General features: G+C 65.0%; 1 protein-coding gene. It reads right to left on the bottom strand.

Going from position 1 to position 13,377, the window contains the following annotated elements; translation table 11 throughout:
* Positions 1-195: 195 nt before the first annotated feature.
* Complete coding sequence (locus BM019_RS29060; protein WP_092422335.1) at positions 196-13,371, bottom strand: non-ribosomal peptide synthetase; 13,176 nt, start codon at positions 13,369-13,371, stop codon at positions 196-198.
* Positions 13,372-13,377 lie beyond the last annotated feature (6 nt).

Here is a 13,377-nt window from a genome sequence, read left to right as displayed (position 1 = left end):
CGCCTTGCTCCCCTTCCCGCTCGACCGAGCCACCCCTCATCCGCTGTTGCAGCGGCCGCCGAATGCCTGTGCGCCTCATCGCCGAGCCCACCCCGGGTGCCGGAAGTCATCTGCACCCGCGGGGCGACCGCAAACTCAGTAGAACGCAATGAAAAAGGCCCGGATCATCACTGATCCGGGCCTTTGGCGTGGCACTTAACGCTGAGCCAGAAAGCGCTCCCTGAGGCTGTCGAGCAAGGCAGGCGAAACGATCATGTCTTCATGGCAAGACTCGACCCTGAGCGAACTGCCTGGACGCTGACCTCCCGCCAGGGCACTGATGGCCTCCTCCAGCCGCATGACCCGGGCCGCGCTGTAGTCCGCGGACCACCACAAGTGCGGGCTGACCCGCAGCGGTCGGTAGCTATAGGCGGCAAACAGACGACGCAGGTCGTTGAACACCGTGTTCACCAGCGCGCTGTCGAACTCGGCCTTGAACAGCGTCACCGCCCGGTCCAGCTCCGCGCGCGGCAGGTCGGTATGGGCGACCATCCAGGCAAAGATGCTGTCCCAGGACAGTTGCGCCTCGTCTCTCAAGCGGCTGCCAATCAGCCCGGCCTGTGCCGGATAGAGCAGGCTCAGCTTGTCGATCACGGCCCGCCATTCGGACTCGGCGGCCAATGTTGCGGCAGGAACCTGCAACTCGACCTGCCGATGCGCGGCATCCTCGGGCGGGGTTGGGTCGAACAGTCCGAGGAAGCTGACCTCTTCGCCCATGGCCTCCAGTTCGCTGGCGGCGTCCATGGCGATGGAACCGCCCAGGGACCAACCCAGCAAACGATAAGGGCCGTGCGGCTGGACCTGCCTGATATTGCCGACATAACGCTGCACCATGGCCTGCCATGAGGTTTCGCTCCAGTCCTCCTGCAAATAGGCCTCGTTCAGCACCCCGTAGACCGCATAACGGTCCTTGAGCCGCGCCGCCAGCGAGAGGTAGCAATAGACGGTCCCGCCCGCCGGGTGGAAACAGAAAACCGGCTGCCCGGTTCCGCCCAGCGCGACGATGTTGTCAGCCTTGGACGCCTGGCGCGTGGTCGCGAACCGGGCCATTTGCTGCACATCGGGCGAAGTGAAGACGGTGTTGAGGCTCAACTCCAGCCCCAAGGCCTGCCTGATCTCACTGACCAGTCGCAAGGCATCCAGCGAATGGCCGCCCAGTTCGAAGAAGTTGTCGGTCAGGCCGACCCGGTCCAGTTTCAGTACATCGGCCCAGATCGCCGCGAGTTGTTGCTCCAGCTCGGTTTGCGGCGCGACATAGGCCTGCTGCACCTGGCTGGCATCGGCTTTCGGCAAGGCCTTGCGGTCCAGCTTGCCGTTCGGCGTCAGTGGCAAGGCCTCAAGGAACAACAGATAAGCCGGCACCATGTAGTCCGGCAGGTTGTCCTTGAGCCGCGCCTTGATGGCCTCACGCAGATTGGCCTGGCGCGCCACATCGAGCGCTACGTCGGTATCGGCCGGCACGATGTACGCCACCAGTTGCTGGCCACCATCGCCGTCCTGCGCCAGGACAAAGGCTTCGCGTACCGCCTCCTGTTGCACCAGTCGCGCTTCGATCTCGCCCAGCTCGATGCGGAAACCGCGCACCTTGACCTGATGGTCGATACGGCCGATGTACTCGATCACCCCGTCGTCGCGATAACGCGTCAGGTCGCCCGTGCGATACAGGCGACCGCCGTCCGTGGCGAACGGATTGGGCACGTACTTCTCGGCGGTCAGCGCCGGGCGGGCCAGGTAACCCCGGGTGACCCCGGCACCGGCCAGGTACAGCTCCGCCGCGCTACCCGCCGGCACCGCTTGCAGGTCCGCGCCGAGGATGTAGCCCTGGGTGTTGCTGATCACCCGGCCGATATTGGCCCGACCGCCTTTTTCCCGACGGGTATAGGTCGAGTAAGTGGTGTCTTCCGACGGCCCATACAGGTCATAGACGTGCTGCAACCCCGGGTTCTCATAAAGCTTGTCGACCAGGCTCTGCTTCAGCGGTTCGCCGGCCAGGTTGATGATGCGTACGCCATCCGGGATCTGCCCGCCACGCTGCAGAGCGGCAATGGCCGACGGCACGGTATTGATCAGGCGCACCTGATCGCGCGCCGGCAGCTCGGGCAACTCCAGGGCATTACGGGCCAGGACGATATAACCGCCAGCGGACAGGGTAACGAACAGCTCCCACACCGACAGGTCGAAACAGATCGAGGTCGAAGCCAAGACCCCTTGCAGATCCGCCGGGCTGTAAACCTGCAGCGACCAGTCGATCAGCGCCAACACGTTGCGGTGAGCGATGGCCACGCCCTTGGGCAGGCCGGTCGAACCCGAGGTGTAGATCACATAGGCCAGGTTATCCGGGGTCGCCACCGCCTGTGGATTCTCCGCGGAGTACCCATCGAGCCAGCCAGCGTCGGCATCCAGTTGCAGGGTTCGCACGGACTCAAGGGTTGGCAGGACTTCCAACAATGCGCGCTCGGTCAACAGAATCTGCGCCTGACTGTCTTGCAGCATATGGGCCAGGCGATCCTGCGGATAATCCGGGTCCAGCGGCACATAGGCAGCGCCGGCTTTCAGCACCGCCAGCAAGGCCACAACCATTTGCGTCGAGCGTTGCAAGGCCACGCCGACGCGCACCTCAGGCCCGACGCCGAGTTCTATCAGCTTGTGCGCCAGGCGGTTGGCCCGAGCATTCAATGCCTGGTAGCTGACACGTTGCTCACCGAAGATCAGAGCCTGGGCATCCGGGGTTTTAACCGCTTGAGCCTGGATCAGCTCATGCACACAGCGCTCGCTCGGGAAATGGCTGGCCGGCGGATTCCACTCATGGAGGATCCGCGACTGCTCGGCGGCCCCCAGCAACGGCAACTCGCCCAGGGACTGCTGCGCGTCGAGCATGATGCCCAGCAGCAGGTTTTCCAGGTACTCGCCCAACCGGGTCATGGCTGCCGGGGAGAACGACGCCAGGGCGTATTTGAACTCCAGGGACAGGCTTTCGCCCACGCCCACCAGCAAGGTCAGCGGGTAGTTGGTCTGCTCAAAGTTGCCCACGCTACCGAAGCGCAATTGTCCTGGCGCGCCCTGCTCCAGGGCTTGCGAGACGGGGTAGTTCTCGAACACCAGGATATTGTCGAACAGGGCTTCGCCACCCAGGCCGGCCCAGCGCTGCACTTCATACAGCGGCGTATGTTCGTAGTCACGCAAAGCCAGGTTGTGGCGTTGCACCGCTTGCAGCCAGTCGCGCGCCGTCATGTCCGGACGTGGCGTGGCCACCACGGGCAAGGTGTTGATAAACAGACCGATCTGCTGCTCCACGCCTTTGAGTTCCGCGGGACGCCCGGACACCGTGGCGCCAAACGCCACCGTGTCCTGCCCGGTGCAGCGTTGCAGCAACAGCAGCCAGGCGGCTTGCACCAGGGTGTTGACCGTGACCTTCTGCTGGCGGGCGAACTCGCCCAGGCGTCGGGTCTGCTGCGCATCCAGGCTGTGCAGATGGGTGGCATGGCCGCTGGCGCTCAACGCCTGCGCAGCCGCCACCATGGACTGGGCCAGGCGGGTCGGCTCGTCCAGGGCCACCAGTTGCTCTTTCCAGAAACGCTCGCCGGCCTTGGCGTCCTGACGCTGCAACCAAGCGATGTAATCGCGGTAGCGACCGGGCACATGGCCCGGCAACTGACCGGCATAACGTTGCAACACCTCGCCGAGCAGCTGCGAGTTGCTCCAGCCATCCATCAGGATGTGGTGGTTGGTGTAGATCAGGTGATAACGCTGGTCATCGATCCGTACCAGGGTCAGGCGCAGCAACGGCGCAGCGCTGAGCTCGAAACCGCGCTGACGCTCGGCGGCGGCCAGGGCGTCCAGGGCCTCTTGCTGTTGAGGTTGGCCCCGCCAGTCATGCTCGACACAGTCCAGCACGATCTGCTTGTGCACGACTTGAACCGGCGTCGATAGCTCGCCTTGCCAGATAAAGCCGCTGCGCAAAATGTCGTGGCGATCGATGGCGTCCTGCCAGGCCTGCTGGAAGCGCCGCGGGTCGAGCCCGTCCACGTCCACCCGCAGCTGGTTGATGTAGTCGCCCGCGGCCTGCTCGTACAGGGTGTGGAACAGCATGCCCTGCTGCATCGGCGACAGCGGGTAGAGGTCTTCGATCTGGGCCAGCGGCACGGGCAAGCGATCCAGTTGCTGCTGGTTCAGGCCGGCCAGCGGGAAGTCCGACGGCGTCGCGCCGCGGTGCTCGGGCTGGCTGCAATGCTCGATCAGGGCCTTGAGTTCCTCGGCGTACTCATCCGCCAGGCGCTGGATGGTCGCCGGCTCGAACATCGCCTGGCTGAAGCTCCAGCCCAGGCTCAGCTCGCCGCCATAGACCTGGCCGTTGAGGGTCAGCCAGTTGCCCAGCGGGGCCTCGGCACTCTGGTCTTCACCCTTGGCTTCACGGGCCGGCGTGAACAGCGCCTGCTCTTCATCGAAACTGGCATCGAACTGGCCCAGGTAGTTGAAGGTGATACGCGGCACCGCCAGAGCGGCCAGAGTCTGCTGGGCAGCCTCGCCCCCCAGGTAACGCAGGGCGCCAAAGCCGATGCCCTTGTTCGGCACGGCGCGCAGTTGTTCCTTGATCTGCTTGATCGAGTCGGCCAGGGCCGCCTGCGGTGTCAGCTTGACCGGGAACACGCTGGTGAACCAACCCACGGTGCGGCTCAGGTCGATGCTGTCGAACAGCTCTTCGCGGCCATGGCCTTCCAGTTGCACCAGGGCGCTGTCGCTACCGGTCCAGCGGGTGATGACCCGCGCCAATGCCGTCAGCAGCAGGTCGTTGATCTGGGTGCGGTAGGCCGCCGGCGCATCCTGCAGCAGGCGCTGGGTATCGCGCTTGCTCAGCCGGGTATCGACACTGCACGCGTGCTGGTTCTGCAGCCCGTCGCTGGCGTGATCCCAGGGCAGGCTCGAGTCGACGCCTTGCAGCTGTGCCTGCCAGTAACCCAGCTCCTGTTGCAGGGCCGCGCTGCTGGCATAGGCTTGCAGTTGCCCGGCCCAGGCCTGGGTCGAACTGGACTTGGCCGGCAGCGGCCGGTTGCCCAGCAACGCCTGCAGGTCTTCCAAGAGGATCCGCCAGGACACCCCATCCACCACCAGGTGATGGAAGATCAGCAGCAAGCGCTGACTCTGGTCAGCCAGGGTAAAGAGCACGGCACGCAGCAGCGGGCCGTCCTGCAGATTCAGGCTGCGCTGGGCGCGCTCACTGAATTGCTGTAACTCCTGGTCGTTGGCCACGCTGGCCTGCCACAGCAGTTGCGTCTGCTGGTCGAACTCGGCGAAGGCTGCGCTCCACCCCCCCTCGCCCTCGACAAACCGCAGGCGCAAGGCGTCGTGCTGCACCGTCAGCGCCTGCAAGGCCGTCTCCAGGACAGCTGCTTGCACAGGCTGGGCCGGTTTGAGCAGCACCGACTGGTTCCAGTGATGACGTTCCGGTACCGGGGTGTCGAAGAACCACTGCTGGATCGGCAACAGCGCGGTGCTGCCACGCACCGGGCCCTGGTCGATCTGCAACCCGCCTTCGCCCTGCTCCGCCACCGTGGCCAGCCCCTGCACCGTCTGGTGCTGGAACAGGTCTTTCGGGGTGAAACGGATGCCGGCCTGACGGGCGCGGCTGACCACCTGGATCGAGATGATCGAATCGCCGCCCAGCTCGAAGAAGTTGTCGGTGACGCCGACCTGCTCCAGCTTCAGCACATCGGCCCAGATCGCCGCGATCTGCTGTTCCAGGTCGTTTTGCGGCGCTACGTAGGTCTGCTGCATCAACTGCGCATCGACCTTCGGCAGTGACTTGCGGTCCAGCTTGCCGTTCGGTGTCAGCGGCAGCGCTTCGAGGAAAAGCAGGTAGGTCGGCACCATGTAGTCCGGCAGACTCTCCCGCAGCCGCGCCTTGATGCTCTCGCGTAACTGCGCCTGACGCTCGTTGCTCAACGCCACCTCGGCATCCACCGGCACGATGTAGCCCACCAACTGCTGGCCGCTCGGCCCGGGCTGGGCGATCACCGCCACTTCCAGCACCGGGTCCTGCTCCAGCAGACGTGCCTCGATCTCGCCCAGTTCGATACGGAAGCCGCGCACCTTGACCTGATGGTCGACACGACCGACGTATTCCACCAGACCGTCGGTGCGATAGCGGGTCAGGTCGCCGCTGCGGTACAGCCGCGCCCCGCTGGTGCTGTAAGGATCGGGAATAAAGCGTTCCGCTGTCAGCCCCGGACGATCCAGGTAACCCCGGGCCACACCGAGGCCGCCCAGGTACAGCTCGCCCGCCACGCCCACCGGCAACAGGTTGAGGTTGGCATCGGCCACGTAGGCGCTGCGATTGCCGACGATATTGCCGATCGGCGCATAGGCCGCGTCACACGGATCGCCGGCCTTGGCCTTCCAGATCAGTGGGGTGACCACCGTCTCGGTCGGGCCATAACCATTGAAAATGTACTTCGGCCGCAGCACGCGCCAGGCCAGGTCATAGCTGGCCTGGGGCACTGCGTCGCCGCCGAAGCAATAGACCCGCACCGCCGGCGGATTGCCGTCGCGCTCGGCATGTACCGCCAGCTGTTGCAGGTACACCGGCGGGAACACCCCCACGGTGACGCCGTAGCGGTGCATCTGCTCGTAAGTAAATTCCGGCGACCACAGGCTGTCGTCGCGGATCAATACGCTGGCGCCGTAGATCAGCGGATGCATCCAGCCTTCATGGGAACCGTCGAAAGCGAAGGACATAAAGTGCAGTTCACAATCCGCCGGGCTCATTTCATAACGTTCGCCGGTGGCCAGGCTGTGCATGGCCAGCGGACCGTGGGATACCGCCACGCCCTTGGGCAGGCCGGTGGAGCCGGAGGTGTAGATCACATAGGCCAGGTTTTCCTCGGCCAGGTCTACCTCTGGGCTGGTCACCGGATAGGCCGCAAAATCGGCCGCGCCTTCGACGCTGAGGGTCGGCAAACCGTCCGGGATCGGCAAGCGGTCCAGCAGATGGCTCTGGGTCAGCAGCAGCCACGCGCCACTGTCCTGCATCATGTAGCGCAGGCGGTCCTGTGGGTATTCGATATCCAGCGGTACATAGACCCCGCCGGCCTTGAGCACCGCCAGGAAGGCCACCATGATTTCCGCGCAACGCGGCATGGCGATGGCCACCCGCACTTCCGGACCGACGCCCAGCTCGATCAACTTGTGCGCCAGCTGGTTGGCCTGAATATCCAGCTCGCGATAGCTCAGGCGCTGTTCGGCGAAGAACACCGCCGGCGCCTCTGGCGCCCTGGCCGCCTGATCGGCGAACAGTTGGTGGACAAAGCGGTTAGTTGGATAGACCACATCAGTGTGATCCCAGTCCTGGCGGATGCCGCGCTGCTCTTCCAGGGTCAACAATGGCAACTCGCCCAGGCCCGTCTGCGGATGCGCCATCAGGCTCAGCAACAGGCTCTGCAAGTGCCCGCCCAACTGCACCATCGAAGCCTCGGAGAACGACTCGCGGGCGTAGATGAATTCGAACGACAGGCTCTGGCCCAGATTGACCGCGACCGTCAGCGGGTAGTTGGTCTGCTCATGGTTGCCCACCGCGCCGAACTGCAGTTGTGCCGGCGCGCCTTTTTCCAGCGCCTCGGACACCGGGTAGTTCTCGAACACCAGGATGTTGTCGAACAGCGCATCGCCACCCAGCCCGGCCCAACGCTGCACTTCGTACAGTGGCGTGTATTCATAGTCGCGCAGCGCCAGGTTGCGGCTCTGCACCGCCTGCAGCCATTGGCTCACGGTCATGTCCGGACGTGGCGTGGCCACCACCGGCAAGGTGTTGATGAACAGGCCCACTTGCTGCTCGATGCCCTTGAGCTCCGCCGGACGCCCCGCCACCGTGGCGCCGAACACCACGCTTTCCTGGCTGGTGCAACGCTGCAGCAACAGCAGCCAGGCGGCTTGCACCAGGGTATTGATGGTGACCTTCTGCTGCCGGGCAAATTCGCCAAGGCGTGCCGTCTGCGCCAGGTCCAGCTCGCGATGGTGCTGGCCATGGCCGGCGCCGGCCGGCATCTGCGCGACCCGGGACAGGGCCTGGGTCAGGCGGGTCGGTTCGTCCAGCGCCTGCAATTGTTCTTTCCAGAAACGTTCGCAGGCCTGGGCATCCTGGCGTTGCAGCCAAGCGATGTAATCGCGGTAGCGACCGGGCGCATGGTTCGGCGCCTGGCCGGCATAACGCTGCAGCACTTCGCCGAGCAACTGCGAGTTGCTCCAGCCGTCCATCAGGATGTGATGGTTGGTATAGATCAGGTGATGACGCTGGTCGTCGAGACGCACCAGGGTCAGGCGCAGCAAAGGCACCGCATCCAGTTCGAAGCCACGCTGGCGCTCGGCGGCGGCCAGGGCGTCCAGGGCTTCCTGCGGCTGTGGCTGGCCACGCCAGTCGTGCTCGCTGCACTCCAGGGCGATGTGCTTGTGCACCACCTGCAGCGGTGTCGACACCTCGCCCTGCCAGATAAAGCCGGTGCGCAAGATGTCATGCCGATCGATGGCCGCCTGCCAGGCCTGCTGGAAGCGCAGCGGATCGAGCCCGTCCACGTCCACCCGCAGCTGGTTGATGTAGTCGCCCGCGGCCTGCTCGTACAGGGTGTGGAACAGCATGCCCTGCTGCATCGGCGACAGCGGGTAGAGGTCTTCGACCTGGGCCAGCGCCACCGGCAAGCGATCCAGCTGCTGCTGGTTCAGGCCGGCCAGCGGGAAGTCCGACGGCGTCGCGCCGCCCTGACCCGGCTCGCAGCAATGCTCCACCAGGGCCTTGAGTTCCTCGGCATAGTCGTCCGCCAGGCGCTGGATGGTCGCGGCGTCGAACATCTGCGTGCTGAAGGTCCAGCTCAGGCTCAGCTCGCCGCCATAGACCTGGCCATCCAGGCTCAGCCAGTTGCTCAGCGGGGCCAGCGGGCTCTGGTCTTCGCCCTTGGCTTCACCGGTAGGTTTGAACAGGGAATCCTGCTCGTCGAAGCTGCCGTCGAACTGCCCCAGGTAGTTGAAGGTGATGCGCGGTACGGCCAGGGCCGCCAGGGCCTGCCGGGCCGCCTCGTCCCCCAGGTAACGCAGGGCACCAAAGCCGATGCCCTTGTTCGGCACGGCGCGCAGCTGTTCCTTGATCTGCTTGATCGAGTCGGCCAGGGCCGCCTGCGGCGTCAGCTTGACCGGGAACATGCTGGTGAACCAACCCACGGTGCGGGTCAGGTCCAGGTCATCGAACAGCTCTTCGCGACCATGGCCTTCCAGTTGCACCAGGGCGCTGGCCTCGCCGGTCCAGCGGGTGATGACCCGGGCCAGGGCCGTGAGCAGCAGGTCGTTGATCTGCGTGCGGTAGGCCGCCGGGGCGTCCTGCAACAGGCGCTGGGTATGCGCCTTGTCCAGACGCGAACTCAGGCTGCTGGCATGCTGGTTCTGCAACGCGGTCACGGGGCGATCCAGCGGCAGGCTCGACTCGACGCCTTGCAACTGGGCCTGCCAGTACTTGAGTTCCTCTTGCAGCGCCGCGCTTTGGGCATAGGCCTGCATCTGCTCGGCCCAGGCCTGGGTCGAGCTGGTCTTGGCCGGCAATGCCAGGGGCTGATCGGCGCTCAATTGCGCGTGGGCCAGTTGCAAGTCCTCCAGCAGGATCCGCCAGGACACCCCGTCCACCACCAGGTGGTGGATCACCAGCAACAGGCGCTGGCTGCCGTCCGCCAGGCTGAACAGCACGGCCCGCAACAGCGGTCCGTCCTGCAGGTTCAGGCTGCGCTGGGCCTCGATCGCCGATTGCTCCATGGCCTGGGTGCTCTGCGCCGTGACCTGCCAGAGCAGGCTCGGCCGCTGGCCGGCATCGGCGAACCGCGCCGACCAGCCATCGGCCTGCTGGTTGAACTGCAAGCGCAGGGCGTCATGCTGCACCCATAGCGCCTGCAAGGCGTTTTCCACCACTTCGGCGCGCAACGGCTGGGCCGGCTTGAGCAGCACCGACTGGTTCCAGTGATGGCGCTCGCTCATGGACGCCTCGAAGAACCACTGCTGCACCGGCAACAGCGCCGTGCTGCCGCGCACCGGACCCTGGTCGATCCGCACCCCGCCCTCGCCCTGCTCGGCCACCGCCGCCAGACCTTGCACCGTCTGGTACTGGAACAGGTCCCGCGGGGTAAAGCGAATACCGGCCTGGCGCGCGCGGCTGACCACCTGGATCGAGATGATCGAGTCGCCGCCCAGTTCGAAGAAGTTATCGGTGCCCCCCACCTGTTCCAGCTTCAGCACATCGGCCCAGATGGCGGCGATCCGTTGCTCAAGCTGGCTCTGCGGCGCCACATAGACCTGTTGCAGCTGCTGCGCATCGACCTTGGGCAGGGCCTTGCGGTCCAGCTTGCCGTTCGGCGTCAGCGGCAGCGCCTCGAGGAACAACAGGTACGCCGGCACCATGTAGTCCGGCAGATGTTCTTTCAGGGCAGTCTTGATGCTTTCCCGGAGCGCGGCCTGGGCCTCGACGGCCGCGGTGGTTTCGCTCGGCACGATATAGGCCACCAGTTGCTGGCCATTGTCACCGTCATGGGCCAGGACGAAGGCTTCGCGCACCGCCGCTTGCTGCACCAGCCGCGCTTCGATTTCCCCCAGCTCGATACGGAAGCCGCGGATCTTCACCTGATGGTCGATACGGCCGATGTACTCGATCACCCCATCGGCGCGATAGCGGGTCAGGTCGCCCGTGCGGTACAGCCGGCCACCGTCGCTGGAGAACGGATTGGGCACGAACTTCTCGGCGGTCAGCCCCGGACGCGCCAGGTAACCACGAGTCACCCCGGCACCGGCCAAGTACAACTCGCCGGCGCTGCCCACCGGTACCGGTTGCAAATCCGGGCTCAAGATATAGCTCTGGGTATTGCTGATGGCCCGGCCGATATTGGCCTGGCCGCCGGCCTCGCGCCGGGTGTAGGTCGAGTAGGTGGTGTCTTCCGAAGGGCCATACAGGTCGTAGACGTGCACCAGCCCGGGCTGCTGATAAAGGCTATCCACCAGGGCCTGTTTCAGCGGCTCACCCGCCAGGTTGATGATCCGCACGCTGGCCGGAATCTGCCCGCTGCGTTGCAGCGCAGCGATCGCCGAAGGCACGGTGTTGATCAAGCGCACCCGGTCGCGGTCTGCCAGCTCCGGCAGCTCAAGGGCGTTGCGCGCCAGGACGATGGAACCGCCGCTGGACAGGGTGATAAACAGCTCCCACACCGACAGGTCGAAGCAGATCGAGGTCGAAGCCAAGACCCCTTGCAGGTCATCGGCCGAGTACACCCGGCTGGACCAGTCGATCAGCGCCAGCACGTTGCGATGGGCAATCGCCACGCCCTTGGGCAGGCCGGTGGAACCGGAGGTGTAAATCACATAGGCCAGGTTGCCCGCGGTCGCTCGCGGCGCCGGGTTGTCGGTCGAGTAAGCGTCCAGCCAGCCCGGTTGCGCATCCACTTGCAGGGTCTGCAGGGTGTCCACCGCGGGTAGCACGCTGAGCAATGCGCTCTCGGTCAGGAGGATCTGCGCCTGGCTGTCGCGCAGCATATGGGCCAGGCGGTCCTGTGGATAATCCGGATCCAGCGGCACATAGGCGCCCCCGGCCTTGAGCACCGCCAACAGGGCCACGACCATCTCTGGGGTGCGCTGCAAGGCCACGCCAACGCGCACTTCAGGCCCGACGCCGAGTTCGATCAGCTTGTGCGCCAGACGGTTGGCCCGGGCATTGAGTTCCCGGTAGCTCAGGCTTTGCCCGGCGAACAACAGGGCTTCGGCTTCAGGGGTTTTCAGTGCTTGCGCTTCCACCAGTTGCTGCACACAGCCATCGCTGGGGAATTCACCGCTGGCCGGGGTCCACTCGTGCAGCAGCTGGTTCTGCTCGGCAGCGCCCAGCAGCGGCAGGTCCCCCAGGCGCTGGCGCGGCTGCTGGACAATGCCCTGCAGCAACTGCACCCAGGACTGGGCCAGGCGCTCGATGGTCGAAGGTTCGAACAGGTCGGTCGCATAGGTCAGCGAAGCCCACAGGCCATCCTCGGACTCGAAGGTGTCCAGGGTCAGGTCGAACTGCGCGGCGCGCCCCTGCCAGCTCAGGGTTTCAATACTGAGGTCGTCCAGGCGCTGGCTCTGCGCACCCTTCTTGACCGCGGTCTGATGGTTGAACATCACCTGGAACAGCGGACTGTGGCTCAGGCTGCGCTCGGGGCGCAGGGCCTCCACCAACTGTTCGAACGGCAGGTCCTGATGGGACTGCGCCATCAAGGCGGTCTGCTTGACCTGTTGCAGGAAGTCAATGAAGCCCAGCTGACCATCGACCTCGGCCTTGAACACCTGGGTGTTGACGAAGAAGCCGATCAGGCGTTCGGTCTCGACCCGGTTGCGGTTGGCGGTGGGCACGCCGACCCGGATATCCGTCTGGCCGCTGTAGCGGTGCAGCAGCACCTGGAACGAGGCCAGCAACAGCATGAACAGGGTCGCCCCTTCACGCTGCGCCAGTTGCTTGAGGCCGACCCGCAGTTCATCTCCCAGCGGGATGTCGAACAACGCACCGCGATAGCTCTGGATCGCCGGGCGCGCATGGTCCAGGGGCAGCATCAGCAGCGGCTGTTCCCCGCCCAATTGCTGCAGCCAGTAGCCCAGTTGCCGCTCACGCTCGCCGGCGTCCATCCACTGCCGTTGCCAGTTGGCATAGTCGGCGTATTGGATCGGCAGGGCCGGCAGGTTGACCGTGCGTCCCTGGCGGTAGCCGGCATAGAGCTGGATCAGCTCATCGACCATCACCCCCATCGACCAGCCATCGGAGACGATATGGTGCTGGGTCAGGACCAGCACATGTTCGTCCGCCGTCACTCGCAACAGGCTGGCTCGCAGCAGCGGGCCGTTACGCAGGTCGAAGGGAGGCTGGCGCTTGCTGTCGGTCAGGGCGTTGACCTGTTCCTCATAAGACAGGCCGCCGGCTTGCAGATCGATGACCTCGATGTCCAGCGGCGCCGGTGGATGAACCACCTGCACCGCGATGCCATCTTCTTCGCAAAAGGTAGTACGCAGGGTTTCATGCCGGGCAATCAGGCTGTCGAACCCATGGCGCAGCGCGTCCAGGTCCAGCTCTCCGGTCAAGCGCAACGCCGTGGTGATGTGGTAGGCGCTGCTGTCGGGCTCCAGTTGCCAAAGGAACCATTGGCTTTCCTGGGTATAGGAGAGAACCGGCGCCTCGTCGGCGCCGCGGCTGCAGATAGGAGCGATACCAAAAAGGTTGATGCCCTTTTCTTTAAGCAAAATCGCCAGGGCTTTTCTTTCTTTGGCAGAAAGCGTGCCTACCGAGTCGATTAAAGCTTGCATGTACTA

The organism is Pseudomonas sp. NFPP07 (assembly GCF_900115645.1).
Taxonomy (GTDB): domain Bacteria; phylum Pseudomonadota; class Gammaproteobacteria; order Pseudomonadales; family Pseudomonadaceae; genus Aquipseudomonas; species Aquipseudomonas chlororaphis.
The sequence above is the reverse complement of the archived record's forward strand: the minus strand, read 5'-3'. Positions and strand labels throughout refer to the sequence as shown.

Coding starts and splice junctions, on each gene's coding strand:
- BM019_RS29060 (WP_092422335.1), bottom strand. CDS start 13,371: ATGCAAGCTTTAATCGACTCGGTAGGCACGCTTTCTGCCAAAGAAAGA.